Genomic DNA, 24,689 nt, shown 5'->3' on the forward strand with positions numbered 1-24,689 from the left:
CACTTTGCTTCTTGTTGTCGAGCTCTGCGGCCAATTGTATTTCCTTTATGCTGTCTCGGGCATGTATATGTTCTACGCTGTCTCGGAGTTTTATTACTTTCTTTGATATTATGTTTGCTTCCTTGTATTTGCCCATATGTTCCTTGGTCTGTGCCAGTTCATATAGTATGAATGCTTCCCAGTCGACGCTCGGGCTGTATTTCAGAGCTTCTTCCAAGTATGCTTCTGATTGGGCGTAGTCTTTTCTGTCTCTTGCTAATTTTGCCAATATCTGATAAGCACTGTTGGATTTTCTTATTTCCAATGACTTTAGAGCGTATTCTTTAGCCTTTGCTGTGTCTGTGTTTTCGATAGCAGCGGCAACATTTATATATATAGATGCTTTTTGTGCAAGTGGAACTTTGTCTAAATAGTCAATGCATTTGTTTGCGAAAAAAATGCAGCTATCAGGTTTATGAATGTATCCATATAAATCAGAAACTGTAAGATAGCACCAAATTAGTGTTTCTGTATCATTGGCTTTTTGTCCGTATTTAATAGATTTTAATCCAAATTTCAATCCTGTTTTATAATCTTCATTTTTTAAGTTTGCTAAAGCTATGCAGTTGAATATTCGCATTTTAAGGAAGTTGTTATCTGTCTTTTGAACAGTAAATTCTGCTTTTTTGAAATATCGTATAGCATCTTTTTCTTTACTCATCCTTCCTTTAAGATAATAGCTGAGAGCTAATTTTCGAGCATCTTCATTATCAGAATAATATGAAATGCTGTAGTTTATAAGACTGTCCTCTACATGAACGTTTTTATTTATTCGATTTTTTCTGAATAGTAACTGGTATTTAAGCAGGCTGTAATATGCTCTTTCTTTCCCGTCTTTTATGTTGTATGTGTTTTCAATTATTTGTATTATTTTGTTTGCAGAGTCATTTAGATCATTTTCAGTCAGTGAGTCAACCTCTATCAGTTTCTTGTAACATGCGCTGTCGCCACATCCGTAGGTGATAAATGTAAATGCAGATATGAGTAAAAACAGTATTCTGTTCATAATGATTATCATTTGTTTCTGAGGTGCAAATATATGAAAATTTCTTGATGTGTAAAAATGGAGCAAAATATAAACGTTACAATTTTAGGGGTGTTTTAACATTTTATTTTAGTTATAGTGTTGATAATAAGGATTTTAACAAAAACAACGATGTAACACTGTTAAAAAATGTATACTTAATTTATTTGGAAATATTGATTGGTTTTTTATAACTTTGTTATCACCTAAAGGCAAAAAATAAATGAATAACCAATAAAATTTAAAGTGATGAAAAAGATTTTTATTGTCGTTTTTGTGGGCATTTTTATTATGTCACAGTTATGTAAATCGTATGGATCAATAGAAGCAGAGATAGAGAAAACTCATGGGGATTTGGTTGGTAGTAGTGGTAATAAGAACACTCACAAGTCCGATTCCATTTCTATGAGCTATGACAATGTTACAAACACAATTATTATTGCCAATGACGGTGGAGATAAAGATGTAGATGTGCAGATATACAAAGACGGTGTTTTGGTTTATGCGGACTGTGACAATGTGGGTAAAGGTTCTTCGCTGAATTACATCATGACTGACGAGGAAAGCGGTGACTATTATGTTCGTGTGGATGTGGAAGGACGTGGAAGCATAGAAACGACCATAACCAATGAATAGAAAAGAGTGGTACCATAAAATAAAATTTATAACATTAACAACAAAGAAATGAAACGGGACAAGATTTTAACATTTGGATTTGCAGCATTGTTTGCTGCAGGTCTGCTGTCATCTTGCAGCCAGGAAGATGTTGCAGCAGGAGTGGACTTGCATCAGGAAAATAACAAGACTGTGACCGTGAAGGAACTGACGGAACGCCTGAAAGTGTATAATGCGAATGTTTACGGAGTGACGCGTGCTTCGCAGGAGCCTTGGATGCCCAATCCGGAACTGTCCACCGACTTGAAGATGAAGATAGTTGTTGCCGACGTCAAGGGCGGCATACGCGGTTACCGTCATGGCGGATGGCTCGGCGGGCTCGTTGGAGCGGCAGTCAGCTCGCTTGTAAAGGCCGTTACAGACAGGCTGTTTGGCTCGAAGCGTGTGGAATTGTCAAATCCTACGGTCTTTATAGCAGGCGTGGCTCCCGCGTTTTCGGACAGTATAGGCTATTATCACAATCATCTGGAGGGCATGATGTATAATATGGACAACAACAGCAATCTTTTGACATCGGCCAGTCTGCTGTCCCGTGCCGACAGCATAATGCTTGATACATCCACCGGATATGCTGCCGCCGACAGGCTCAACGGCATGCAGAAGGCTGCCATAGCCGCCGATGCCGATGTGGTGCGCTCCATAGATTCGTCAGACATGACGTTTGACGAGTATTGCGGCAAGCTGACATCACTGAATCCTGAGGATGCCGACTATATAGACTTTGTGGCAGAGTATCTGTATGTTGTCAATTATGCCAATGTGGATATTGCAGAATACACGGAGGAGGTGATGTTTATGATAAACAATGCCAATGCCGACGTGGAAGATGCATCGTTGCTCAACAGCAGTGTGCAGGTGGCGTACGCAAGTTCGGTGGTGGCAAATGGTAACTGAAAAATGCAGAAGCGATGAAAAAGATATATTCATTGTTTGTATTGTTGCTGTGCTGCGTGGCTGCGGAGGCACAAATATCCATTATGGATGCAGAATACAGAATCGTCCAGTCTGTCAGAAGAATGCTGGCCGATACGGCTTGTGTTTACGACTATTATTTAGGTGAATCTAACCGTGTAATGCCGTCAAAGGTTATTACTCCGACCTTGAAAAGAGCGGAACCTGTCTGGGTGGTTTTTGTTGATGAAGAGCCTGGTAGCGGCTGGGAGCATCCCTGTAAATATGTATATTTGCCTAAAACCAATAATATTTCAACATACGAAATAATCGATTCCGTATGCCCGCCGGCAGATGTGGAGTTGAGGCCCGTGTTAAAGCCCGACCGATATGGTACCAATGCGAAGAAGCCCGTTGTGGAGAAGATACAGTCGAACGACCCCAATGTGGCCGCTGGAAATACCTATGCGGTGATACTGAACGGAGGAATGTCGCCGACAGCCAACAGGGAGAACTATTGGAACGACTGCTCGTTCATATACAAGACTTTGCGTAACAGATATGAAATTCCCAAGGGAAATATAAAGGTGGTGATGTCTGACGGTGCTGATGAGGGAGCGGACATGAACCCTATAAGTGGCGATTTCGTATCTTCCCCGCTTGACCTTGACGACGACGGACAGCCTGACATAGAATATGCCGCGACAAAAGAGAATCTGCAGCAGATATTCGGTGAACTGGCACAGAAACTGACTGACAACGACCATCTGATGCTTTTTGTGACAGACCACGGCGGATGGGATAAAGCCAAGAAAACATCTTTTATCTATCTTTGGGACAGTGTGAAACTCTATCCGCAAGAGCTGGCTTCTTATCTGGATCCTGTAAATGCCGGTTTCATAAGCGTAGTGATGGGGCAGTGCTATTCGGGCGGATTCATCGGGCCGCTGCAGAAGACCAACCGTATCATTGCCACGGCTTGCTCGGAGACAGAGCGGTCGTATTGCAGCAAGACATTGCCGTACAATGAATTCCTGTATCACTGGACGTCGGCATTGAACGGTTATGACGCGGTTGGCAAAAAACTGGATTGTGGGGAGAACATCCCGATTGCGGATGCACAGCTGTATGCGGCAAAACACGACTTCTATGCCAACGACGGAACAAAGTTTGTTTCGGAGACGCCACAGATAAACTATTTTACCAATTCAGTGGCATCGGATCTGTCTCTTGCGTATATCCCGCCTACGGTAGATCTTGTTTTTGATGAATACAAAAAACCGCTTGTGTCGGAATTGAAGACGAAAGCGTATAAGAAGGGAAAATCAATAGGTTTGATAACACGTCCGTACTGGCAGGATCGTTATGGTGCTATGTTCGTTCATGACAGATATGCTTTTTGGAACAATCCTTATATATGGCTTAGAAATAATGAGGATGGAGAAGAAAACCAAAAGTCAGAAAAGTTGATAATAGAGAAACACAAACCTGTTTTTGTATATTTCAAGGTTCGTAACAGAGGTGTTAAAGACTATACAAAAGGCGACCAGACGGTGAGGGGGTATTGGACAAAATCCGATGTTGCAATAAACTTGGATGGCTGGAAAGGCAGGATTGATGAAGATTGCGATACATTAAAGCATACTGGTGGAACATTGGGAAGCATCCCGCTTGATTTTATACCCGCAGGCGGCAGCGGTATAAATTGTTTTTGGTATTCGTTCAATAAAGAAGACTATAAAGAAGCGTCAAAACCAGATTTTAATATGTGCACGCTTATTTACATAAGAGATGCGTATGAGTCCGGTACAATGCCGGTGGATGAAGATAGGATAGTGGAGGTTTGGAAAACAAACAAGCTTGGTCAGAGCAATCTGTCAATAGTGTCGATTTCTGATTCCATGCGTGTAAGTTTGTCAAATTGGGGACTGGAAGAAAAATTATATGATATATGTCTTGTCGATACTGTCCTCACCGCATTGTTGTTTAGAGAAGCCAATGTGTCTATGAATTTGTCATCTGACCTAACCGAGTCATGGAATAAAGGCGGCCAATGTGGCGAGTACGTGGAGTTGGATAAGAACAAGGAAAACTCTGTCATGCTGAAAAGCAATGTTAGCAAGCTAAAAAGGTTGAAGATGGCGCCATACCAAAGTGGCAGAATAGGGTTGGCATGTAACTTTTTTGCCAATAAGGCCATAACCGAACGAAAGCAGTACGATGTTGACGTGGCACTGGTGAACAGCGTGACAGGAAAATGTGTCGGCGGAGAGTCATTCAGAATAATTCAGGAACCGCGTCCTGCCATCAATCCGGTGATAAGTGCCAATATGCAGAGCAACGGCAAGACAATGCTTGAGGCTACCAATGTTGACGAGGATGTCATCTACAAATGGTATGACGCCACGGGAGCGGTTGTCGGCACGGGTGCCACATTCGAGGTGCCGTCAGGAGCGGCATCAAGCTATACCGTCCGAGCGGAATCCGTCAGCGACGGTGCCATAAGCGATTCTGCACCCGTGACGGCCGAGACATCGACAATTAAGGCTGTTGACACACAGAGCTGCACAGATGCCGTGGATGTCAGGTTCTATGAGGCTGTGCCGGGTGGTGTAAAGCTGTGCTTGACATCGTCAGACGGCCGCACTCCGGCAACATACTATAACATTGAAAATGGTGCTTCCGGCTATGCCATCCCTGCCATGAACCTGCCATCGGGAATATATCAGGTGACGATGATTCAGAACGGGAACGTGACCGGAATAAAAAAATTCGTGAAATAACGAGTGAAAAAACTTTGCCGTTCGGGATTGTTTGTCTATCTTTGAAAAGAAAAACAAACGGCAAAATTTAGCCAACATAATTATTAATAAAACATGAAACTTATGAAAAAGACACTTGCATTCATCGTTCTGTTTACGGCGTTTATGTCTGTGGTTTCTATGGCTCAGGAGAAGAAAACCAAGGTGATAGAGGCTAATGGCAGTGGATATCCCAACACCCTTGAATCCAGGCTTGGCAACGACCGGTATGAAATAGATTCAATAGTGATAATCAGTGATTACGGTTTTGACGATGACGCTATGGAACTTCTTAGAGACTGTTGCGAAAACGGCCGTCTGACAGGTATAGACATGTCCCGCTACACCGGACTGTTGGGAATCGTGCCTAACTCTTTTATGTCGAAGAATAGGGAGGATGATGGCGTGACCCCGCGCCGCATAAACCTGAAATATATAACATTGCCCGGCAGTCTAAATTGGATTGGCGATAGCGCTTTTGCGTATACCAGTCTGGAATGTGTTGAGATACCGACGGGTGTGGATAACATCGGCACGGGAGCCTTTTCAGGTTGTGCGAATCTGAAGAATGTGGCGTTCAGGGGGAGTGACCCGCGCGGGGATGCCGACGGAAATGCCTTTGCTGCCGGTATGCCGCCGGACGCGGTGCTGCATGTTTGCCCCGGGCTAGGCGGACATTACCGTAATTCGGACAGCTGGAAATCATTCGGCGAAGTGCGTGAGGAGGATGCGCTTTTCAAGAGTCTCGACATTAACTTGGAGGCTGGCAAGAGTCTCACGGATGTGGTGGATATGGCGGGGCTTGATGTCGACTCCGTACATGTCACCGGCATGCTCAGTGCGGAAGATTTGGCTTTGTTGAAAGAAAAGGTTCAGTATGGACACTTGGCCAGTCTTGACTTAAGCGGTTGTGAGATGGGGGAAGACGGCAATCTGTGTTTTTGCAGCATCAGCTATCTGCGTATGCCGGATCGGATGGAAATGATACCCCACGGTTTTCTGGAACGTTCGGAAGTCCGGCATCTTACCATGCCGCAGAGTTATGACAGGATAGGTGTCGGCTCATTCGAATACTGCAAGGCGTTCCCCGACGGTACGCTCACTGTCGCCGAAGGATGCCGCAAGCTGGATTTTCAGGCGTTCTACAGCTGCAGGACCATCAACAAGATTGTGCTGCCTTCCACGATGGAAGTTCTCGAGCCACATTCGCTGGCTCTCACCGGGGATCATTATGTGCCCGATTTCAAGGTCGACCTATATGTCAACCGGATGTTTCCCCCGGAGCTGACACAATATTTTGAAGAGGCAGATTATTTAATCGACACCGGCCATCAAAACGGTCCGTTCGGATGTGTCGGTTCTTGCGATGGCAGCATATGCCGGACCGGCACTTGGCGTCTCTTCGTGCCTGTAGGGGCAAAGAAGAACTATGAGAACACCGACCACTGGAACCACTTCATGGAAATAATCGAGACTCCGATGCTCACGGGAGTGTCGGCAGGCATCGGAGATATCATGACAACACCGATGGCAGGCACCGGACATACCGACGGCATATATACCACCGACGGACGTATGGTGGCAAGGGGCGCGGCGGCAGTGGACCTGTCCCGCGGACTGTATATCGTAAGGGAAAACGGACAGGCGCGCAAGGTGCTGATGGGCAGGTGAGGCCTGCAATCAGGCGCATGAGCAATTTCTTAATGAAAAAAACTTATGAAAAAGAAGATAACATTGATGTTGCTGTTGTCGGCATTGATGACAGCAACGGCTACAGCTCAGGAAACAAAATTGGTGAAAGGCATACATTATGGTATCGGCAGCGACAACAATTTCAGGACAGAGCTGAAACGTGTTCTCGGCGATGACCTTTACAGGGTGGATTCGCTTGTCATTTCAGCCGATGTCCATCTGCCTTACGGCTGGACATCGGCACTCCTCGACTGTTGCGAAAATGGCCGGCTCACGGGCATCGACATGTCGCAATGCAGATATGAGACGGAAATACCCTCCGCCGCATTTCTCCCGACCATGGTGAACGGTGCCCCGCGCAAGTCGGCTGACGGGGGTAACGGTAGCCTGTACATGAACGGCCTGCGCTACATAACCCTGCCGGTGAATCTGGAGAAGATAGGCAACCTTGCTTTCAGCAGCTGCGGCTTGCAGGCCATCGCAATACCGTACTGGGTGAAAGAGATTGGAAGCGGGGCTTTCCATAACTGCAATAATCTGAAAAATGTTGTGCTCTATGGCGACAAGCCACATGACGAGACAATGGGCTGGCAGTTCTCGGGTCTGCCCCATGGCGCTGTCCTGCATGTGGCCCCGGGATGCGGCAGGCATTATCGCGGCAAGGACGGCTGGGCCTCGTTCGGTGAGGTGCGTGAGGATGACACAGCGTTCAAGACGATGACTCTCGAGCTTGACGGCAGCAAACCCCTGAAAGACATCATGGGCAGCGACTATATGTGCGTGGACTCGATGAAGATAAGCGGCGTGCTGAACGCCGGAGACTTTGAAACGCTGCGCCATAACGCCATTTACGGACGGCTGTACAGCATCGACTTTTCCGGTCTTGACGTGGATGCCAGCAAGCGTATGTTCATATCAAGCAGCAAGCTTGACTATCTTATAATGCCAAAGACGGTAAGGGAGATTCCCGGCTCTTTCCTGGCAAAGTCATCGGTGCGCCATCTTGTGATGCCCGAGAGCTATGAGAAAATCTGCCATACCGCTTTCAGGTTTTTCAAGGGCACACTTCCCGACAGCATGTTTGTAATACCGGAGGGCTGCAGGAGGATAGACACCGAGGCGTTCGGACTGTGCGGGGCTGTCAGGTCGATGGTGCTGCCGTCAACCCTTGATGTCCTGGAGCCATGGTCGTTGGGATTCAACTATTGGAGTCCGGAGACCGATCTGGCTGTTGACCTGTATGTGAACCGCATGACGCCTCCTGTCTTTGTATCGGAGATGAGCGGCACCTATGACGATTATTATGCGGAAGAAGGCCCGTTCGGAGCGCCCATGTTCGACTATTGGCCTATGCATGCATCCCGTCTCTTTGTGCCTGTGGGTGCAAAGAAGAACTACGAGAACGCAGAGTATTGGAACCACTTCCTCGAAATCGTCGAGACCCCGCTGCTCACGGGAACATCGGCAGGCATCATCGGGACGACGGTTGCGGCAGGGCAGGCTGGAACCGACGAAATATACACCGTCGACGGCCGCCGGATTGAGGCAAAGGGCACCGCAACCGGCAATCTGCCCCGAGGACTGTATATCGTAAAGCAGAACGGGCAGGCACGCAAGGTGTTGATGGGGCGTTGAACTCTCTGTTTATTATACATAATCTATTACTATGACAGCGGCAGCGACGGCAGATTTTGCCGTACGTTGCCGTTGGATTTTATTATTTGAATGTTGGAAATTCGTAATTTTGTGATTGTAATATTGGTTAACTGTGGTTATTTTATGTTAAAACTGCTATTTTGAGTAATCTAACGTTTATATAATGTTGTGTGTTTTGGGGATTATTTAGTACCTTTGCAGCCCGAATATGGGTATATAATGCCCGTATTGTAACGATTTGAAAATAATACGAAATATATATAATTTAAAACATTAACAAAATGCCTACAATTCAGCAATTGGTAAGAAAAGGTAGAAAGGCGCTTGTTGACAAGAGCAAATCGCCCGCATTGGACTCATGTCCTCAGCGTCGTGGCGTTTGCGTCCGTGTGTATACAACAACCCCGAAGAAACCTAATTCGGCAATGCGTAAAGTTGCCCGTGTGCGTCTGACAAACCAGAAGGAAGTCAACTCCTACATTCCCGGAGAGGGACACAACCTGCAGGAGCACTCTATCGTGCTCGTTCGCGGTGGACGTGTGAAGGACCTTCCCGGTGTGCGCTATCACATTGTTCGCGGTACGCTTGATACCGCCGGTGTCGCAAACCGTACACAGCGCCGTTCGAAGTATGGCGCAAAACGTCCGAAGGCTAAGAAGTAATAACCGGAGAAGGTTAGTAAAGCCCGGATAAAACAACAAATTTTTAATCGTTTTGCTGGAGAATTGTTACGACAAGGTTGAGTAAATGCCCGAGAGAGGACGTTGAAGGACAAAAAAGGAACAGCCCCAAGCAGAATTATTTCATTTAACAACAAAATGAGAAAAGCAAAACCAAAGAAGCGTGTGATCCTGCCGGATCCCGTTTACAATGACCAAAAGGTCTCGAAGTTTGTGAATCATCTGATGTACGACGGTAAGAAAACCAAGTCGTACGAGATTTTCTACAACGCACTTGACACAGTTAAGAACAAGATGGCCAACGAGGAGAAATCGTCTCTTGAGATATGGAAGACCGCCCTCGACAATATCACTCCGCTGGTGGAGGTGAAAAGCCGTCGTATCGGTGGTGCCACATTCCAGGTTCCTACAGAAATACGTCCCGACCGCAAAGAGAGCATATCTATGAAGAATATGATCGCTTTCGCACGTAAGCGCAGCGGTAAGACTATGGCCGACAAACTGGCCGCAGAGATTATGGACGCTTTCAACAGTCAGGGTGGCGCATACAAGCGCAAGGAGGATATGCACCGCATGGCCGAGGCTAACCGTGCATTCGCCCACTTCAGATTCTAATAGGTCAATATCAATATAATAAAGGAAAAAGACAATGGCACATCGCGATTTACATTTGACCCGTAATATTGGTATTATGGCTCATATCGACGCCGGAAAGACGACAACCTCAGAGCGTATCCTGTTCTATACAGGTAAGACTCATAAGATTGGTGAGACTCACGACGGCTCGGCAACCATGGACTGGATGGCTCAGGAGCAGGAGCGTGGTATAACCATCACTTCTGCTGCTACAACATGTTTTTGGAACTATAAGAACAATCAGTATAAGATAAATCTGATTGACACTCCGGGACACGTTGACTTTACCGCTGAGGTGGAGCGTTCGCTCCGCGTGCTTGACGGTGCTGTGGCAACATATTGTGCGGTAGGCGGTGTAGAACCGCAGTCTGAGACGGTATGGCGCCAGGCGGACAAATACAATGTGCCCCGTATGGGCTACGTCAACAAGATGGACCGCTCTGGAGCCGATTATTATGATGTGCTCAAGCAGATGAAAGAAGTGCTGGGCGCAAACCCGGTTAACCTTTGTTGTCCTATCGGTGCTGAAGAACGGTTCAAGGGATTGGTGGACCTTATCAAGATGAAGGCTATTCTGTGGCATGATGAGACTATGGGAGCTGAGTATTCCATGGAGGATATTCCTGCAGACATGGTTGATGAGTGTAATGAATGGCGCGGGAAATTGCTTGAGTCAGCTGCTGAGTTTGACGAGTCGCTGATGGAGAAATATTTTGAGGATCCGGAATCGATAACCGAAGATGAGATTATCGCAGCAATCCGTAAGGGTACCATCTCTTTGCAGTGTGTTCCTATGCTTTGCGGTTCTTCATTCAAGAATAAGGGTGTGCAGACTATGCTTGACTATGTGTGCGCATTCCTCCCTTCACCTGTTGATACTCCTGCAATCGAAGGAACGAACCCGGATACAGAGGAAGCTGAAGTTCGTCATCCGTCAGAGGATGAGCCTACGTCGGCTTTGGCGTTCAAGATTGCTACCGACCCGTATGTAGGCCGTTTGGTGTTCTTCCGCGTTTACTCAGGAAAGGTGTCTGCCGGTTCGTATGTCTATAATCCGCGTTCGGGCAAGAAAGAGCGTGTGAGCCGTCTGTTCCAGATGCACTCGAACAAGCAAAATCCTGTAGAGGAAATTGCAGCAGGTGATATAGGTTCTGGTGTCGGTTTCAAGGATATCCGCACGGGTGATACTCTCTGTGATGAGAACAAGCCTATCGTATTGGAGTCGATGACATTCCCCGATACTGTGATTTCTATCGCTGTAGAGCCGAAGAGTCAGGCCGATATTGCCAAACTTGACAACGGACTTGCCAAATTGGCTGAGGAGGACCCGACATTTACAGTGCATACTGACGAGCAGAGCGGACAGACCGTTATTTCGGGTATGGGCGAGTTGCATCTTGATATCATCATTGACCGTCTGAAGCGTGAGTTCAAAGTTGAATGTAATCAAGGCAAGCCGCAGGTTAACTACAAGGAGGCTATCACCAAGGAAGTCAATCTTCGTGAGGTTTACAAGAAGCAGTCGGGTGGTCGCGGTAAGTTTGCCGACATCATCGTTAACATCGGCCCGAAAGATGAGGACTACAAGGAAAGCGACTTGCAGTTTATAAATGAGGTTAAAGGTGGTAATGTGCCCAAGGAGTTCATTCCTTCAGTACAGAAGGGATTCGAGGATTGTCTCAAGAGCGGTGTTCTTGGCGGTTATCCTGTTACAGGCTTGAAGGTGACACTTCTCGACGGTTCGTTCCATCCGGTTGACTCCGATCAGCTTTCGTTCGAGCTTGCCGCACGCAACGCATTCAAGAATGCTTGTCCGAAAGCAGGTCCTGTGCTGATGGAGCCTATCATGAAGGTTGAGGTAGTTACTCCGGAGGAGAACATGGGCGACGTTATCGGTGACTTGAACAAGCGCCGTGGTATGGTGCAGGGTATGGAAGAGGCACGTAGCGGTGCACGTATTGTGAAGGCAATGGTTCCGCTGGCAGAGATGTTCGGTTATGTTACCGCTCTGCGTACTATTACTTCAGGACGTGCTACAAGTTCAATGGAGTACGATCACCACGAGGCTGTTTCAAGTTCTATAGCCAAGGCTATCCTTGAGGAAGCAAAGGGACGTGCAGATCTTGTATAAAGATTGAAGATATATAATTATAACAGAAAGAGAAGAAGCGCTGCTTAGCGAATGACTCTTAAGCAGCGTACTTCTTTTCTTCAGATTGAGAAACAGTAATCAATTAAATAGAAATGAGTCAGAAAATCAGAATCAAGCTGAAATCTTACGACCACAAATTAGTGGATAAGTCAGCAGAGAAAATCGTGAAGGCTGTTAAGGCTACGGGTGCTATAATCAGCGGTCCTATTCCATTGCCTACACACAAGCGTATTTACACTGTGAACCGCAGTACATTCGTTAACAAAAAAGCACGTGAGCAATTCCAGCTCTCAGACTACAAGCGTCTTATTGACATCTACAGTTCTACTGCAAAGACTGTCGACGCTCTGATGAAACTCGAGTTGCCCAGTGGTGTGGAAGTAGAGATTAAGGTATAGTACAGGTATACGCTGAAGAAGAAAACTTTATAATATATTTTAATATTAATTGAAATGCCAGGATTAATTGGAAGAAAAATCGGAATGACATCCGTTTTCAGTGCCGACGGTAAGAATGTACCGTGCACTGTTATCGAAGCTGGTCCTTGTGTTGTTACACAGGTAAAAACTGTCGAAAAAGACGGTTACAAGGCTGTTCAGCTGGGTTTCGGCGAGGCTAAGGAGAAGAATACTACAAAGCCTATGCAGGGAATCTTCAAGAAAGCCGGAACAACACCGAAGAGCCACTTGGCCGAGTTCAAGTTTGACGAGGAATATAACCTCGGAGACACCATCACTGTTGATATTTTCAGTGACACTCAATTTGTTGATGTTGTAGGTACATCTAAAGGTAAGGGATTCCAGGGCGTTATGAAACGTCATGGTTTCGGTGGTGTAGGCCAGAGCACTCACGGTCAGGATGACCGCGCACGTAAGCCGGGTTCTATCGGTGCATGTTCTTATCCCGCAAAGGTATTTAAGGGTATGCGCATGGGTGGACACATGGGTAATGAAAGAGTGACAACCCAGAACCTCAAAGTGTTAAAGGTGATACCGGAGCATAATCTCATTCTTGTGAAGGGTAGTGTGGCCGGTTGCAATGGTTCAACTGTATTAATTGAGAAATAATGGAAATCAATGTATTAAATATCAATGGTCAGGAGACCGGAAGAAAGGTAGAACTGAACGAGGCTATCTTCGGAATCGAACCTAATGACCACGTTCTTTATCTGGACGTTAAGCAGTATCTCGCTAATCAGCGTCAGGGTACACACAAATCAAAGGAGAGAAGTGAGATTTCCGGTTCTACACGTAAACTTGGTCGCCAGAAAGGCGGTGGTGGTGCTCGTCGTGGTGATATCAATTCACCGGTACTCGTCGGTGGTGGCCGCGTATTCGGTCCAAAGCCCCGTGACTATCGTTTCAAGCTGAATAAAAAAGTAAAAGTTCTTGCTCGTAAGAGTGCATTGTCTTACAAGGCTCAGGAAAATGCAATAGTTGTAGTTGAGGATTTCTCTTTTGAGGCTCCAAAGACTAAAGAATTCGTAAATATTGCAAAAAATCTTAAAGTAGACGGTAAGAAAATGCTTTTTGTTTTGCCGGAAACAGATAAAAATGTATATTTGTCAGCTCGTAATTTGCAGCGTGCCGAAGTTATGCTCGCATCAGGCCTCAATGCGTATAAAGTTTTGAATGCCGATGTACTCGTTATGACAGAGAACTCGCTGAAGACAATCGACGGAATCTTAAACAAATAAAGGAGACAAAAAGACATGGCATTTATTATAAAACCATTGGTCACTGAGAAGATGACCAAGATTACAGACAAGTCTTCTGTGGATAGGACTTACAGGGTGAAGTCAAAGAAAGGTGAGGAGAGAACCAAGAAGGCTACTCCCAAATATGGCTTCATTGTTAAGCCTGAGGCCAACAAGATTGAGATTCAGAAGGAAGTCGAGAGTCTGTATAACGTTAAAGTTATCGATGTGAACACAATTCGTTATGCCGGCAAGCGTTCTGCTCGCTATACCAAGGCTGGTCTGATTAAAGGACAAAAGAATGCGTTCAAGAAAGCAATCGTTACTCTCAAAGAGGGCGATACTATAGATTTTTATAGCAATATACAAGAATAAAAAATGGCAGTACGTAAGTTAAAACCGGTAACTCCGGGTCAAAGACACAAGATTATTGGCACGTTCGAGGAAATTACTGCATCCGTGCCAGAGAAATCTCTCGTTTACGGTAAACGTTCTACCGGTGGTCGAAACAACACCGGTAAGATGACCGTCCGCTATATGGGTGGCGGTCACAAGAGGAAGTATCGTATGATAGACTTCAAACGAGAGAAAGATGGTGTTCCAGCAGTTGTAAAGACAATCGAATACGATCCGAACCGTTCGGCTCGTATTGCTTTGTTGTTCTACGCTGATGGTGAAAAACGTTATATCATTGCTCCCAATGGATTGCAAGTAGGCGCAACAGTGATGTCGGGTGCAGAGGCCGTGCCAGAGATTGGTAATACTCTTCCTCTTGCCAACATCCCCGTAGGTACCGTGATTCACAACATTGAATTACGTCCCGGACAAGGCGCTTTGCTCGTTCGTTCGGCCGGCAATTTCGCTCAGTTAACTTCTCGTGAAGGAAGCTATTGCGTAATCAAACTCCCTTCAGGAGAGACACGCAAGATTCTTAGTGCTTGTAAGGCTACTATCGGTAGTGTCGGTAATTCGGATCACGCTCTTGAGCAGTCCGGTAAGGCAGGACGCTCTCGTTGGCTTGGCCGTCGTCCTCACAACCGTGGTGTTGTTATGAACCCTGTTGATCACCCGATGGGTGGTGGTGAAGGACGTCAGTCCGGAGGCCATCCGCGTTCACGTAAGGGCTTGTATGCAAAGGGTCTCAAGACACGTGCACCTAAGAAGCTTTCTAATAAGTATATTATCGAAAGAGCAAGTAAGTAATTAAGTTAACTAAGTGAAATTATGAGTCGTTCATTAAAAAAAGGTCCATATATCAACGTGTCGCTTGAGAAGAAGATTCTCGCAATGAATGAGAGCGGCAAGAAGACAGTCGTTAAGACTTGGGCCAGAGCTTCAATGATTTCCCCGGATTTTGTGGGACATACTGTTGCAGTTCATAACGGAAATAAATTTATTCCTGTCTATATTACCGAGAACATGGTAGGACACAAGCTCGGAGAATTCTCTCCAACACGTCGTTTCGGTGGCCATGCAGGTAACAAGAAGTAACAGACGGGTAAATCCACCAGAAATAAAAAGAATATAATAATGGGAGCAAGAAAACATATTAAGGCTGAAGAAAGAAAGGCAGCCCTTAAAACACAGTATTTTGCTAAACTGAAAGGCGTTCCTTCTTCTCCGCGTAAGATGCGTTATGTCGTGGACATGATACGTGGCATGGAAGTGAATCGTGCACTTGGTGTGCTGAGATTCTCAAAAAAAGCCGCTGCTGCTGACGTAGAGAAACTTCTCCGTTCGGCTATCGCCAACTGGGAGGCAAAGAATGATCGCAAGGCTGAGAACGGTGAACTTTACATCACCAAGGTCTTCGTAGACGAAGGTGTTACTTTGAAACGAATGAGACCCGCACCGCAGGGCCGCGGATACAGAATCCGCAAGCGTTCTAACCACGTGACTCTGTTTGTTGATGCTAAAACTAATGATTAATAAAAAGTAGAATGGGACAGAAAGTAAATCCGATTAGCAACCGTCTTGGAATTGTCAGAGGTTGGGATTCAAATTGGTTTGGAGGCAAGGACTTCGGAGACAACTTGGTTGAGGACCAGAAAATCCGTAAGTATCTTAACGAGCGTTTGGCAAAAGCCAGCGTGTCTCGCATTGTCATCGAACGCACACTGAAGCTGGTTACCATTACTATCTGCACGGCTCGTCCGGGTATTGTCATTGGTAAAGGTGGTCAAGATGTCGACAAGTTGAAGGAAGAATTGAAGAAACTCTATGACAAGGAGATTCAAATCAATATCTTCGAGGTTAAGAAGCCAGAGCTCGACGCAACAATCGTAGGCAACAACATAGCACGTCAGGTGGAGGGCAAAATCGCTTACCGCCGTGCTATAAAAATGGCTATTGCAAACACGATGCGCGCTGGTGCCGAGGGTATTAAAATTCAAATTACAGGACGTCTGAACGGTGCTGAAATGGCACGTAAGGAAATGTACAAGGAGGGTCGTACACCTCTGCATACATTCCGTGCAGACATTGATTTCTGCCAGGCCGAGGCTCTTACAAAGGTTGGTCTGCTGGGTATTAAGGTATGGATTTGTCGTGGTGAAGTTTATGGAAAGCGTGATCTTTCACCTAATTTCACTCAAGAGAAAGGCAACAACCGCTCAGCAGGTAACAATGGTGGCAGAAAGTTCCGTAATAAGAAGAATAAATAATCGTTTAAAGTAAGAAGCTATCATGTTACAACCTAAGAGAGTAAAATATAGAAGACCTCAAGATGGACGTGGCAATAAAGGTAATGCCCACAGAGGTACACAACTGGCTTTCGGCTCTTTCGGTATCAAGACTCTTGAGGCCAAATGGCTTGACAGCCGTCAGATAGAGGCAGCTCGTGTGGCTGTCAATCGTTACATGCAGCGTGAAGGACAGGTCTGGATCCGCATATTCCCGGACAAACCTATTACACGCAAGCCTGCAGACGTACGTATGGGTAAGGGAAAGGGAGATCCCGCAGGATGGGTTGCACCTGTTACTCCAGGCCGTATCCTCTTTGAAGTTGAAGGAGTTTCATTTGATATAGCAAAAGAGGCTTTGCGTCTCGCTGCGCAGAAACTTCCGGTGAAGACAAAGTTTGTTGTTAGACGTGATTACGATAAAAACGCTTAATTATGAAGATTAAAGAAGTAAGAGAGCTCGAGACCAAAGACTTGGCAGAGAAGATAGAGGCTGAGGTTGCAAAGTACAACCAAATGAAGCTGAACCATGCAATTAGTCCTCTGGCGAATCCGTCGGAAATTAAGGTTACTCGTCGTAATATCGCACGTATGAAATCAGAACTCCGTCAGAGAGAACTTAACAAATAATAATGGGCCAGATGGAAACAAGAAATTTAAGAAAGACAAGACAGGGTGTTGTTGTCAGCAACAAAATGGATAAAACCATTGTTATTGCCTCTAAGTTCAAGGAGATGCACCCTATTTATGGTAAATTTGTCCAAAAGACAAAGAAATATCATGCCCATGATGAGAAAAATGAGGCCAACATTGGTGACACAGTGCTCATTATGGAAACACGTCCCTTGAGTAAGACCAAGAGATGGAGATTAGTTCAAATTGTTGAAAAAGCTAAGTAATTATGATACAGGCAGAATCAAGACTTACAGTATGTGATAACAGCGGTGCTCGCGAGGCTCTTTGCATTCGTGTGTTGGGCGGAACGCGCCGTCGCTATGCAAGTGTTGGTGACGTGATTGTCGTTGCTGTCAAGAATGTCATCCCATCAAGTGATTTGAAAAAAGGTGCAGTATCGAAGGCTTTGATTGTTCGTACAAAGAAAGAAATACGTCGTGCTGACGGTTCTTATATTAGATTCGATGATAATGCGTGTGTATTGTTGAACAATGCCGGTGAAATACGTGGTAGTCGTATCTTTGGCCCTGTGGCCCGTGAGTTGCGTGCAGTCAATATGAAGGTGGTTTCTCTGGCACCTGAGGTTCTTTAACATTTAATAAAGAGACAAGAAATGACTAAGTTGAAAATAAAGAAAGACGATATGGTGCTTGTCATTGCCGGTAACAGCAAGGACCGCAAGGGACAGAATGGCAAGTACCCTGCACCTCACAAGGTGCTTAAGGTGCTTGTTGACGAGCAGCGTGCAATCGTTGAAGGTGTTAATATGGTGTCTAAGAGCACCAAACCTTCAGCAAAGAATCCTCAGGGTGGAATTGTTAAGCAGGAGGCTCCGATACATATCTCTAATTTGAGTCTGGTAGACCCGAAGACAGGAGAACCTACACGTGTCGCCATCAAGAAAACTGATGATGGCAAAAAAGTACGTATCGCAAAAAAATCTGGAGAGGAGATTAAGTAATGAATACAGCGCAACTTAAGAATACATACAAGGAGCAGATTGTTCCGGCACTGGAGAAGCAGTTTAACTACTCTTCAAAGATGCAAGTTCCTGTACTGAAGAAAATCGTGATTAATCAGGGTTTGGGCGATGCTACACAGGACAAGAAAATTATAGATGTGGCCATCAATGAAATTACTGCCATTACAGGTCAGAAAGCTGTTGCCACATATTCGAAGAAGGATATTGCTAACTTTAAACTTCGCAAGAAGATGCCTATAGGCGTAATGGTGACATTGCGTCGTGAGCGTATGTATGAGTTTCTTGAGAAACTTGTGCGTGTGGCTTTGCCTCGTATTCGCGACTTTAAGGGTATTGAGAGCAAGTTTGACGGTCGTGGAAACTATACTCTCGGTATACAGGAGCAGATTATTTTCCCGGAGATTAATATCGATGCAGTGGACCGCATTCAGGGTATGAATATCACATTCGTTACGTCAGCAAAGACAGACGAAGAGGGATATGCTTTGTTGAAAGCTTTTGGTCTGCCGTTTAAAAACGCTAAAAACGATTAATAGATATGGCAAAAGAATCAATGAAAGCCCGCGAGGTGAAGCGTGCTAAGCTGGTTGCCCGTTATGCAGAGAAACGTGCGGCATTGAAGAAGATAATTGCAACTACCGATGATCTGGCAGAGGCTTACGAGGCAGCTCGTAAGCTCCAGAGCATCCCGAAGAATGCTAATCCAATTCGTCTGCACAACCGTTGCAAAATAACAGGACGTCCTAAAGGATATATGCGCCAGTTCGGTCTTTCTCGTATACAGTTCCGTGAGATGGCATCAAGCGGTCTGATTCCGGGTGTAAAGAAGGCAAGTTGGTAATTAGGATACGCACACGAGATTTTTTATTATTTAATATTGTCGGGGTTGTCCCGATTAATTAAAATTTATTTTTATGACAGATCCAATAGCAGATTATCTGACGAGGTTGAGAAACGCAATCATGGCTCATCACCGTGTTGTCGAAGTACCGGCTTCAAACTTGAAGAAGGAGATTACGAAGATCCTCTTCGAGAAGGGATACATCCTGAACTACAAGTTCATCGAGGATGGTCCTCAGGGTTCAATCAAAGTGGCTTTGAAGTACAATCCTTCAACAAAGGAGAATGCTATCAAGTGCCTTAAAAGAGTGTCTACACCAGGTCTCCGTAAGTATACTGGTTACAAGGACATGCCGAGAGTGATTAACGGATTAGGTATTGCAATTTTATCTACATCCAAAGGTGTAATGACAGACAAAGAGGCTGCTGAACTGAAGATCGGTGGTGAAGTTCTTTGCTATGTATATTAATTGGAGGATTTGTTTATGTCAAGAATAGGAAAATTACCAATTAGTATTCCTGCTGGAGTTGAGGTTACTCAGAATGCTGACGGAGTGGTGAGCGTGAAAGGTCCTAAGGGCACTCTTTCACAGAAAGTGGACTCGTCAATCATCGTTAAGATAGCTGATGGTCATATCGTATTTGAGATCGATGAGAATAGCCCTGTTGAAACAAAACAGAAGCAGGCGTTCCATGGTCTGTACCGCGCTCTCGTGAACAACATGGTCGTTGGTGTGAGTGAGGGTTACAAAAAGGTGCTGGAGTTGGTCGGTGTTGGTTACCGCGTATCGAATCAGGGCAACCTTATAGAGTTCTCTCTCGGTTATACTCACCCGATTTTCTTGCAGCTTCCCGATGTAGTGAAGGTGGAGACAAAATCTGAAAGAAACCAAAATCCTATCATTATTCTTGAGTCGTGCGACAAAGCGTTGCTGGGACTTATATGTGCAAAAATTCGTACTTTCCGTAAGCCTGAACCTTATAAGGGCAAGGGTATACTGTTCCAAGGCGAGGTTATCCGCAGAAAGTCTGGTAAGTCAGCTTCAGCTAAGTAACTTTAATAATTTACGATTATGACAACAAAGAAAGTAGAAAGACGAATTAAGATAAAGTACAGAATTCGCAAAAGAGTGTTCGGTACGGCAGAGCGTCCGCGTATGAGTGTATTCCGTAGCAACAAGCAGATCTACGTTCAGATTATAAACGATCTGAACGGGACGACTCTCGCTTCGGCTTCTTCGATGGGTCTTGAGGCCATGCCGAAGATCCAGCAGGCTGAGAAGGTAGGCGAGCTCGTTGCCAAGAAGGCTTTGGAGGCTGGTATTTCTTCAGTAGTTTTCGACCGTAACGGTTATCTGTATCATGGCCGCGTGAAGCAGCTGGCAGATGCTGCACGTAAAGGTGGACTTAATTTTTAAACGATTATGGCAATGAACAAAGTTAAAGTAAATAGTGATGTTGAATTAAAGGACAGATTGGTTGCTATTAACCGTGTTACTAAAGTAACTAAGGGAGGTCGCACTTTTACATTCGCAGCTATTGTCGTTGTCGGTGACGGTAACGGTATTATCGGTTGGGGACTTGGCAAGGCTGGAGAAGTTACTGCAGCTATTGCAAAGGGTGTTGAGGCAGCTAAGAAAAATCTCGTTAAGGTGCCTGTGCTTAAGGGTACTATACCTCACGAGATGGAGGCACATTTCGGAGGCGCAGAGGTATTTCTGAAGCCTGCCGCTGCTGGTACGGGTCTGGTTGCCGGAGGTGCTATGCGTGCTGTACTTGATAGTGTTGGTGTGAAAGATATCCTTGCTAAGTCAAAGGGGTCTTCCAATCCTCATAACTTGGTTAAGGCAACTATTCTTGCACTGACTCAGATAAGAGATGCTTACACTATAGCCGGTACACGTGGAATCAGTATGGACAAGGTTTTTAGAGGATAAGGAGATTTGAATATGGCAACAATTAAAATCAAGCAGATTAAAAGTAAAATTGGTGCTCCTGCAGACCAAAAGCGTACTCTTGAGGCATTAGGATTGCGCAAGATTTCTCAGGTCGTGGAAAAGGAAGACACTCCTTCACTCCGTGGAATGATACGCAAGGTACATCATTTAGTGACCGTAATAGACTAATTATTCAAATAAAAAACAGATTCGATTATGAAACTACATAATTTAAAGCCGGCAAAAGGCTCTACACACTCTTGTCGTAGAATCGGTCGTGGTCCAGGATCTGGTCTCGGCGGAACCTCTACACGCGGACATAAGGGTGCTAAAGCAAGATCCGGTTATAAGAGAAAGATTGGTTTCGAGGGTGGACAGATGCCTTTACAGCGTCGTGTTCCGAAGGCAGGTTTCAAAAATATCAACCACAAGGAGTACTTTGCTGTTAATCTGTCTACTATACAGAAACTTGCAGAGGAAAAGAATCTTGCTAAGATCGGAATTGCGGAACTCGTTGCTGCTGGTCTGACAAATGGCAAGGAACTTGTTAAGGTTCTCGGAAACGGCGAACTGACAGCTAAAGTTGATGTAGAGGCAAATGCTTTCTCTAAGACTGCTCAGGCTGCTATAACTGCATTAGGTGGTAACGCAACAATAATTTAAAGATAATGAAGAAGTTAATAGAGACACTAAAGAACATTTGGAAGGTTGAGGATTTGCGTCAGCGTATCCTTATTACAATCCTTTTTGTGGCTATCTACCGTTTGGGCTCGTTTGTGGTACTTCCTGGTATCAATCCTGCCATGTTGTCTGGACTTGAGGAGCAGACTCGGAATGGTCTGATGGGACTTCTGAATGCATTCTCTGGTGGAGCATTTTCCAATGCTTCAATATTTGCATTGGGAATCATGCCTTATATCTCAGCTTCTATCGTTATGCAGCTTCTTGCCATCGCTGTGCCTTATTTCCAAAAGATGCAGCGTGAAGGAGAAAGCGGTCGCAAAAAGATTAGTGCGTATACTCGGTATCTGACGGTAGGTATTCTGCTGTTTCAGGCACCGAGTTACCTGATAAATCTTAGGATGCAAGCCGGTGATGCCATTGCTACGGGCATTTCTTGGCCTATGTTCATGATTACGGCTACTTTGATTTTGGCTGCAGGAAGTATGTTTATCCTATGGCTGGGTGAACGTATCACGGATAAGGGTATCGGTAATGGTATCTCAATGATAATCATGATTGGTATCATTGCTCGTCTTCCACAGGCTTTCGTGCAAGAGATAAGCTCTCGCCTTACAGCTATTTCTGGTGGTGGATTTGTTATGTTCCTCATTGAGATTATGATATTGTTTGCTGTGGTATGTGCTGCTATTTTGCTTGTACGGGGTACTCGAAGGATTCCTGTGCAGTATGCAAAGCGCATTGTAGGCAACAAGCAATATGGTGGAGCACGTCAGTATATTCCGTTGAAGTTGTTTGCTGCTAATGTAATGCCGATTATCTTTGCTCAGGCTTTGATGTTTATTCCATTGGCTGTAGTTCAGTATTCGACAACTGACGGTTCCGAGGGATTCTTTCATGCTATTTTCCGTCCTTTGATGGATCATCATAGTTGGGAGTATAATGTGGTATTTGCACTTTTGATAATTGCATTTACCTATTTCTATACTGCTATTACGTTAAATCCTACTCAGATGGCGGAGGATATGAAGCGTAACAATGGTTTTATACCCGGTGTAAAACCGGGAAAGGATACAGCTGATTATATAGATACAGTGATGTCACGTATAACGCTGCCCGGTTCATTGTTTATTGCTTTCATTGCTATAATGCCGGCATTGATTGGAAAATTTGATGTGCAGGAAGGCTTCTCTCAGTTCTTTGGTGGAACATCTCTGTTGATTCTTATCGGTGTGGTACTTGATACACTTCAACAGATAGAGAGTCATCTGCTTATGCGCCATTATGACGGTTTGCTGAACTCGGGACGTGTGCATGGTCGTGGCGGTATGGCTGCCTATTAGAATTTTGCTTCGGAGATGAATGTATTTCTGAAGACTGAAGATGAAATTGAGTTGATGCGCCAGGCAAGTCTGCTTGTAGGGAAGACACTTGGTGAATTGGCAAAACATATAAAACCAGGGGTAACGACTCTTCAATTGGATAAAATTGCAGATGAGTTCATTAGGGATAATGGAGCAAAACCTGCTTTTAAAGGGTTTCCAAATCCATTTGGTGAGCCGTTCCCTTCAAGTATTTGCACATCTGTCAATGATGTCATAGTTCATGGAATACCTGACAATAAGACAGTGCTACGCGATGGGGATGTTATTTCTATAGATTGTGGCACGGTTTTTGATGGGTATTGCGGAGACTCTTGCTATACATTTTGTGTTGGTGAAGTCTCATCTGAAATAAAGAGATTGTTGAAAACTACAAAAGATTCTCTTTATTTGGGAATAGAAGCAGCTGTAGCGGGAAAGCATCTTGGAGATATCGGAAATGCAATTCAGGAACATTGTGAGAATAATGGTTATGGAATTGTAAGGGAATTGACAGGACATGGCATAGGCCGTGATATGCATGAGGAGCCTCAGGTTCCAAACTATGGTAACCGTAATGAGGGGTTAATGCTGAAAAATGGGATGTGTATTGCTGTTGAACCGATGGTTACAATGGGAAATCGGCTGATATGGCTGATGCCTGACAAGTGGACAGTTCGTACACGTGACGGAAAGCCGGCAGCTCATTTTGAGCATACGGTGGCTGTTCGTAGGGGTAAGGCAGAAATTTTATCTTCGTTTGAAGAAGTAGAGAAAATAGAAGGAAATTTATATTGAAGACATGGCAAAACAATCCGCTATAGAGCAGGACGGGACAATAATTGAATCACTTTCAAATGCAATGTTCCGTGTAGAACTTGAAAATGGAGTGCAGATAATCGCACATATATCAGGTAAGATGAGAATGCACTACATTAAGATACTTCCTGGTGATAAGGTTAAGGTTGAGATGAGTCCTTATGACTTGACAAAAGGAAGAATTGTATTTAGATACAAATAAACGATAGACATAATATGAAGACAAGAGCATCATTGAAGAGACGTAACGCTGACTGCAAGATTGTGCGTCGTAAGGGACGTCTGTTCGTTATCAACAAGAAGAACCCGAAGTACAAGATGCGTCAGGGTTAATTATCAAACAAACATTTAATTAATTTTATTAACAAATGGCAATAAGAATTGTTGGAGTAGATTTGCCCCAGGAGAAGCGTGGCGAAATCGCATTGACTTATATCTATGGTATAGGTCGAAGTAGTTCAGCAAAGATATTGGATAAGGCCGGCGTGAGCCGCGACTTGAAGGTCAGCGAGTGGACTGACGATCAGGCTGCCAAGATCCGTGAAATTATCGGTGCTGAATTCAAAGTAGAAGGTGATCTCCGTTCTGAGATCCAGTTGAATATCAAGCGACTGATGGATATTGGTTGCTATCGTGGAGTTCGTCATCGTAACGGTCTTCCTGTTCGTGGTCAGAGTACAAAGAATAATGCTCGCACTCGCAAGGGAAAGAAAAAGACTGTTGCTAACAAGAAGAAGGCCACTAAATAATTAGTAATTACAAATTGAGAAT

General features: G+C 44.9%; 35 protein-coding genes. 34 read left to right on the forward strand and 1 reads right to left on the reverse strand.

Annotated features, from left to right (window positions below; genetic code table 11):
• Positions 1-1,045: tetratricopeptide repeat protein (locus tag HPS55_RS10040; protein ID WP_172324945.1), on the reverse strand; the 1,045-nt coding region annotated here is incomplete at its 3' end.
• Positions 1,046-1,468: 423 nt separating this feature from the next.
• Here HPS55_RS10040 and HPS55_RS10045 point away from each other — a divergent pair.
• The 34 genes from HPS55_RS10045 to rpsM all read left to right on the forward strand — a co-directional run bounded on the left by HPS55_RS10045 (position 1,469) and on the right by rpsM (position 24,667).
• Complete coding sequence (locus HPS55_RS10045) at positions 1,469-1,699, forward strand: hypothetical protein (RefSeq protein ID WP_172324947.1); 231 nt, start codon at positions 1,469-1,471, stop codon at positions 1,697-1,699.
• 48 nt (positions 1,700-1,747) lie between these two features.
• Complete coding sequence (locus HPS55_RS10050; protein ID WP_172174146.1) at positions 1,748-2,632, forward strand: hypothetical protein; 885 nt, start codon at positions 1,748-1,750, stop codon at positions 2,630-2,632.
• A 14-nt stretch (positions 2,633-2,646) separates the two neighbouring features.
• On the forward strand, positions 2,647-5,412 hold the full coding sequence (locus HPS55_RS10055; RefSeq protein ID WP_172174144.1) for a C13 family peptidase: 2,766 nt from the start codon (positions 2,647-2,649) through the stop codon (positions 5,410-5,412).
• Between the two features lie 102 nt (positions 5,413-5,514).
• Positions 5,515-7,101, forward strand: a complete 1,587-nt coding sequence (locus tag HPS55_RS10060; protein ID WP_172174142.1) for a leucine-rich repeat domain-containing protein — start codon at positions 5,515-5,517, stop codon at positions 7,099-7,101.
• A 45-nt stretch (positions 7,102-7,146) separates the two neighbouring features.
• The gene (locus HPS55_RS10065; RefSeq protein WP_172174140.1) at positions 7,147-8,757 is read left to right on the forward strand and encodes a leucine-rich repeat domain-containing protein; all 1,611 of its coding nucleotides are present in this window, start codon (positions 7,147-7,149) and stop codon (positions 8,755-8,757) included.
• A gap of 302 nt (positions 8,758-9,059) precedes the next feature.
• Positions 9,060-9,440, forward strand: a complete 381-nt coding sequence (gene rpsL, locus HPS55_RS10070) for a 30S ribosomal protein S12 (RefSeq protein WP_021851960.1) — start codon at positions 9,060-9,062, stop codon at positions 9,438-9,440.
• Between the two features lie 156 nt (positions 9,441-9,596).
• Positions 9,597-10,073, forward strand: a complete 477-nt coding sequence (gene rpsG, locus HPS55_RS10075) for a 30S ribosomal protein S7 (protein WP_172174138.1) — start codon at positions 9,597-9,599, stop codon at positions 10,071-10,073.
• 34 nt (positions 10,074-10,107) lie between these two features.
• Positions 10,108-12,225 (forward strand): elongation factor G, encoded by a 2,118-nt coding sequence (gene fusA / locus HPS55_RS10080; protein WP_172174136.1) that lies wholly within the window; start codon positions 10,108-10,110, stop codon positions 12,223-12,225.
• Between the two features lie 113 nt (positions 12,226-12,338).
• The gene (gene rpsJ, locus HPS55_RS10085) at positions 12,339-12,644 is read left to right on the forward strand and encodes a 30S ribosomal protein S10 (protein ID WP_013064715.1); all 306 of its coding nucleotides are present in this window, start codon (positions 12,339-12,341) and stop codon (positions 12,642-12,644) included.
• A gap of 54 nt (positions 12,645-12,698) precedes the next feature.
• The gene (rplC, locus tag HPS55_RS10090) at positions 12,699-13,313 is read left to right on the forward strand and encodes a 50S ribosomal protein L3 (RefSeq protein ID WP_172174134.1); all 615 of its coding nucleotides are present in this window, start codon (positions 12,699-12,701) and stop codon (positions 13,311-13,313) included.
• On the forward strand, positions 13,313-13,942 hold the full coding sequence (gene rplD, locus HPS55_RS10095; protein ID WP_172174132.1) for a 50S ribosomal protein L4: 630 nt from the start codon (positions 13,313-13,315) through the stop codon (positions 13,940-13,942). Before rplC ends, rplD begins: the two co-directional genes overlap by 1 nt.
• Before the next feature lie 15 nt (positions 13,943-13,957).
• The gene (gene rplW, locus HPS55_RS10100) at positions 13,958-14,317 is read left to right on the forward strand and encodes a 50S ribosomal protein L23 (protein WP_172174130.1); all 360 of its coding nucleotides are present in this window, start codon (positions 13,958-13,960) and stop codon (positions 14,315-14,317) included.
• Positions 14,318-14,320: 3 nt separating this feature from the next.
• Entirely contained in the window at positions 14,321-15,145 is an 825-nt protein-coding gene (rplB, locus tag HPS55_RS10105) for a 50S ribosomal protein L2 (protein WP_172174128.1), read from the forward strand.
• A 21-nt stretch (positions 15,146-15,166) separates the two neighbouring features.
• Positions 15,167-15,433 carry a 30S ribosomal protein S19 gene (rpsS, locus tag HPS55_RS10110; RefSeq protein WP_172174125.1) on the forward strand — a complete coding sequence of 89 codons (267 nt, stop codon included), beginning with the start codon at positions 15,167-15,169 and terminating at the stop codon, positions 15,431-15,433.
• Between the two features lie 39 nt (positions 15,434-15,472).
• Entirely contained in the window at positions 15,473-15,871 is a 399-nt protein-coding gene (gene rplV, locus HPS55_RS10115) for a 50S ribosomal protein L22 (RefSeq protein ID WP_172174122.1), read from the forward strand.
• 11 nt (positions 15,872-15,882) lie between these two features.
• Positions 15,883-16,605 carry a 30S ribosomal protein S3 gene (gene rpsC, locus HPS55_RS10120; RefSeq protein WP_172174119.1) on the forward strand — a complete coding sequence of 241 codons (723 nt, stop codon included), beginning with the start codon at positions 15,883-15,885 and terminating at the stop codon, positions 16,603-16,605.
• 22 nt (positions 16,606-16,627) lie between these two features.
• Positions 16,628-17,056 carry a 50S ribosomal protein L16 gene (gene rplP, locus HPS55_RS10125; protein WP_104368382.1) on the forward strand — a complete coding sequence of 143 codons (429 nt, stop codon included), beginning with the start codon at positions 16,628-16,630 and terminating at the stop codon, positions 17,054-17,056.
• 2 nt (positions 17,057-17,058) lie between these two features.
• The gene (gene rpmC, locus HPS55_RS10130; protein WP_172174116.1) at positions 17,059-17,253 is read left to right on the forward strand and encodes a 50S ribosomal protein L29; all 195 of its coding nucleotides are present in this window, start codon (positions 17,059-17,061) and stop codon (positions 17,251-17,253) included.
• Between the two features lie 2 nt (positions 17,254-17,255).
• Complete coding sequence (gene rpsQ / locus HPS55_RS10135) at positions 17,256-17,522, forward strand: 30S ribosomal protein S17 (RefSeq protein WP_285816203.1); 267 nt, start codon at positions 17,256-17,258, stop codon at positions 17,520-17,522.
• A gap of 2 nt (positions 17,523-17,524) precedes the next feature.
• Positions 17,525-17,890: a 50S ribosomal protein L14 gene (gene rplN / locus HPS55_RS10140; RefSeq protein ID WP_009161008.1), complete on the forward strand. Its 366-nt coding sequence runs from the start codon at positions 17,525-17,527 to the stop codon at positions 17,888-17,890.
• Positions 17,891-17,911: 21 nt separating this feature from the next.
• Positions 17,912-18,259, forward strand: a complete 348-nt coding sequence (gene rplX / locus HPS55_RS10145; RefSeq protein WP_216653096.1) for a 50S ribosomal protein L24 — start codon at positions 17,912-17,914, stop codon at positions 18,257-18,259.
• Positions 18,259-18,813 (forward strand): 50S ribosomal protein L5, encoded by a 555-nt coding sequence (rplE, locus tag HPS55_RS10150; RefSeq protein ID WP_172174110.1) that lies wholly within the window; start codon positions 18,259-18,261, stop codon positions 18,811-18,813. The genes rplX and rplE overlap by 1 nt, the downstream gene beginning before the upstream one ends.
• 5 nt (positions 18,814-18,818) lie before the next feature.
• On the forward strand, positions 18,819-19,121 hold the full coding sequence (gene rpsN, locus HPS55_RS10155) for a 30S ribosomal protein S14 (protein ID WP_172174108.1): 303 nt from the start codon (positions 18,819-18,821) through the stop codon (positions 19,119-19,121).
• A gap of 73 nt (positions 19,122-19,194) precedes the next feature.
• A complete protein-coding gene (rpsH, locus tag HPS55_RS10160) occupies positions 19,195-19,590 on the forward strand; it encodes a 30S ribosomal protein S8 (protein WP_172174105.1) in 396 nt (131 codons plus the stop codon).
• 15 nt (positions 19,591-19,605) lie between these two features.
• The gene (gene rplF, locus HPS55_RS10165) at positions 19,606-20,175 is read left to right on the forward strand and encodes a 50S ribosomal protein L6 (protein ID WP_172174102.1); all 570 of its coding nucleotides are present in this window, start codon (positions 19,606-19,608) and stop codon (positions 20,173-20,175) included.
• Positions 20,176-20,193: 18 nt separating this feature from the next.
• Positions 20,194-20,538 (forward strand): 50S ribosomal protein L18, encoded by a 345-nt coding sequence (gene rplR, locus HPS55_RS10170; RefSeq protein ID WP_172174099.1) that lies wholly within the window; start codon positions 20,194-20,196, stop codon positions 20,536-20,538.
• A gap of 6 nt (positions 20,539-20,544) precedes the next feature.
• A complete protein-coding gene (gene rpsE, locus HPS55_RS10175; protein ID WP_172174096.1) occupies positions 20,545-21,057 on the forward strand; it encodes a 30S ribosomal protein S5 in 513 nt (170 codons plus the stop codon).
• Between the two features lie 12 nt (positions 21,058-21,069).
• Positions 21,070-21,246: a 50S ribosomal protein L30 gene (gene rpmD / locus HPS55_RS10180; protein WP_172174093.1), complete on the forward strand. Its 177-nt coding sequence runs from the start codon at positions 21,070-21,072 to the stop codon at positions 21,244-21,246.
• A 27-nt stretch (positions 21,247-21,273) separates the two neighbouring features.
• A complete protein-coding gene (gene rplO / locus HPS55_RS10185) occupies positions 21,274-21,720 on the forward strand; it encodes a 50S ribosomal protein L15 (protein WP_172174090.1) in 447 nt (148 codons plus the stop codon).
• Positions 21,721-21,725: 5 nt separating this feature from the next.
• Positions 21,726-23,081 (forward strand): preprotein translocase subunit SecY, encoded by a 1,356-nt coding sequence (gene secY / locus HPS55_RS10190; protein WP_172174087.1) that lies wholly within the window; start codon positions 21,726-21,728, stop codon positions 23,079-23,081.
• A 15-nt stretch (positions 23,082-23,096) separates the two neighbouring features.
• A complete protein-coding gene (gene map / locus HPS55_RS10195; RefSeq protein WP_172174084.1) occupies positions 23,097-23,897 on the forward strand; it encodes a type I methionyl aminopeptidase in 801 nt (266 codons plus the stop codon).
• Positions 23,898-23,901: 4 nt separating this feature from the next.
• On the forward strand, positions 23,902-24,120 hold the full coding sequence (infA, locus tag HPS55_RS10200; protein ID WP_004369550.1) for a translation initiation factor IF-1: 219 nt from the start codon (positions 23,902-23,904) through the stop codon (positions 24,118-24,120).
• A 14-nt stretch (positions 24,121-24,134) separates the two neighbouring features.
• On the forward strand, positions 24,135-24,251 hold the full coding sequence (rpmJ, locus tag HPS55_RS10205) for a 50S ribosomal protein L36 (protein WP_104368396.1): 117 nt from the start codon (positions 24,135-24,137) through the stop codon (positions 24,249-24,251).
• Between the two features lie 35 nt (positions 24,252-24,286).
• Entirely contained in the window at positions 24,287-24,667 is a 381-nt protein-coding gene (gene rpsM, locus HPS55_RS10210; protein ID WP_104368397.1) for a 30S ribosomal protein S13, read from the forward strand.
• The last annotated feature ends 22 nt before the right edge of the window (positions 24,668-24,689 follow it).

The sequence above is a fragment of the Xylanibacter rodentium genome (assembly GCF_013166575.1).
In the GTDB taxonomy this organism is placed as follows: Bacteria; Bacteroidota; Bacteroidia; order Bacteroidales; family Bacteroidaceae; genus Prevotella; species Prevotella rodentium.

Bases quoted from the DNA above. Each gene is read 5' to 3' on its own strand.
- rplD (WP_172174132.1), top strand. From the start codon at position 13,313: ATGGAAATCAATGTATTAAATATCAATGGTCAGGAGACCGGAAGAAAG.
- rplP (WP_104368382.1), top strand. From the start codon at position 16,628: ATGTTACAACCTAAGAGAGTAAAATATAGAAGACCTCAAGATGGACGT.
- rplC (WP_172174134.1), top strand. From the start codon at position 12,699: ATGCCAGGATTAATTGGAAGAAAAATCGGAATGACATCCGTTTTCAGT.
- secY (WP_172174087.1), top strand. From the start codon at position 21,726: ATGAAGAAGTTAATAGAGACACTAAAGAACATTTGGAAGGTTGAGGAT.
- rpmJ (WP_104368396.1), top strand. From the start codon at position 24,135: ATGAAGACAAGAGCATCATTGAAGAGACGTAACGCTGACTGCAAGATT.
- rpsS (WP_172174125.1), top strand. From the start codon at position 15,167: ATGAGTCGTTCATTAAAAAAAGGTCCATATATCAACGTGTCGCTTGAG.
- rpmD (WP_172174093.1), top strand. From the start codon at position 21,070: ATGGCAACAATTAAAATCAAGCAGATTAAAAGTAAAATTGGTGCTCCT.
- rplB (WP_172174128.1), top strand. From the start codon at position 14,321: ATGGCAGTACGTAAGTTAAAACCGGTAACTCCGGGTCAAAGACACAAG.
- rpmC (WP_172174116.1), top strand. From the start codon at position 17,059: ATGAAGATTAAAGAAGTAAGAGAGCTCGAGACCAAAGACTTGGCAGAG.
- HPS55_RS10045 (WP_172324947.1), top strand. From the start codon at position 1,469: ATGAGCTATGACAATGTTACAAACACAATTATTATTGCCAATGACGGT.
- rpsJ (WP_013064715.1), top strand. From the start codon at position 12,339: ATGAGTCAGAAAATCAGAATCAAGCTGAAATCTTACGACCACAAATTA.
- rplX (WP_216653096.1), top strand. From the start codon at position 17,912: ATGACTAAGTTGAAAATAAAGAAAGACGATATGGTGCTTGTCATTGCC.
- rpsG (WP_172174138.1), top strand. From the start codon at position 9,597: ATGAGAAAAGCAAAACCAAAGAAGCGTGTGATCCTGCCGGATCCCGTT.
- infA (WP_004369550.1), top strand. From the start codon at position 23,902: ATGGCAAAACAATCCGCTATAGAGCAGGACGGGACAATAATTGAATCA.
- rpsC (WP_172174119.1), top strand. From the start codon at position 15,883: ATGGGACAGAAAGTAAATCCGATTAGCAACCGTCTTGGAATTGTCAGA.
- fusA (WP_172174136.1), top strand. From the start codon at position 10,108: ATGGCACATCGCGATTTACATTTGACCCGTAATATTGGTATTATGGCT.
- HPS55_RS10060 (WP_172174142.1), top strand. From the start codon at position 5,515: ATGAAAAAGACACTTGCATTCATCGTTCTGTTTACGGCGTTTATGTCT.
- rplN (WP_009161008.1), top strand. From the start codon at position 17,525: ATGATACAGGCAGAATCAAGACTTACAGTATGTGATAACAGCGGTGCT.
- rplW (WP_172174130.1), top strand. From the start codon at position 13,958: ATGGCATTTATTATAAAACCATTGGTCACTGAGAAGATGACCAAGATT.
- rpsM (WP_104368397.1), top strand. From the start codon at position 24,287: ATGGCAATAAGAATTGTTGGAGTAGATTTGCCCCAGGAGAAGCGTGGC.
- map (WP_172174084.1), top strand. From the start codon at position 23,097: ATGAATGTATTTCTGAAGACTGAAGATGAAATTGAGTTGATGCGCCAG.
- rplE (WP_172174110.1), top strand. From the start codon at position 18,259: ATGAATACAGCGCAACTTAAGAATACATACAAGGAGCAGATTGTTCCG.
- HPS55_RS10050 (WP_172174146.1), top strand. From the start codon at position 1,748: ATGAAACGGGACAAGATTTTAACATTTGGATTTGCAGCATTGTTTGCT.
- rpsQ (WP_285816203.1), top strand. From the start codon at position 17,256: ATGGGCCAGATGGAAACAAGAAATTTAAGAAAGACAAGACAGGGTGTT.
- rplR (WP_172174099.1), top strand. From the start codon at position 20,194: ATGACAACAAAGAAAGTAGAAAGACGAATTAAGATAAAGTACAGAATT.
- rpsE (WP_172174096.1), top strand. From the start codon at position 20,545: ATGGCAATGAACAAAGTTAAAGTAAATAGTGATGTTGAATTAAAGGAC.
- rplF (WP_172174102.1), top strand. From the start codon at position 19,606: ATGTCAAGAATAGGAAAATTACCAATTAGTATTCCTGCTGGAGTTGAG.
- rplO (WP_172174090.1), top strand. From the start codon at position 21,274: ATGAAACTACATAATTTAAAGCCGGCAAAAGGCTCTACACACTCTTGT.
- HPS55_RS10065 (WP_172174140.1), top strand. From the start codon at position 7,147: ATGAAAAAGAAGATAACATTGATGTTGCTGTTGTCGGCATTGATGACA.
- rplV (WP_172174122.1), top strand. From the start codon at position 15,473: ATGGGAGCAAGAAAACATATTAAGGCTGAAGAAAGAAAGGCAGCCCTT.
- rpsN (WP_172174108.1), top strand. From the start codon at position 18,819: ATGGCAAAAGAATCAATGAAAGCCCGCGAGGTGAAGCGTGCTAAGCTG.
- HPS55_RS10055 (WP_172174144.1), top strand. From the start codon at position 2,647: ATGAAAAAGATATATTCATTGTTTGTATTGTTGCTGTGCTGCGTGGCT.
- rpsH (WP_172174105.1), top strand. From the start codon at position 19,195: ATGACAGATCCAATAGCAGATTATCTGACGAGGTTGAGAAACGCAATC.
- rpsL (WP_021851960.1), top strand. From the start codon at position 9,060: ATGCCTACAATTCAGCAATTGGTAAGAAAAGGTAGAAAGGCGCTTGTT.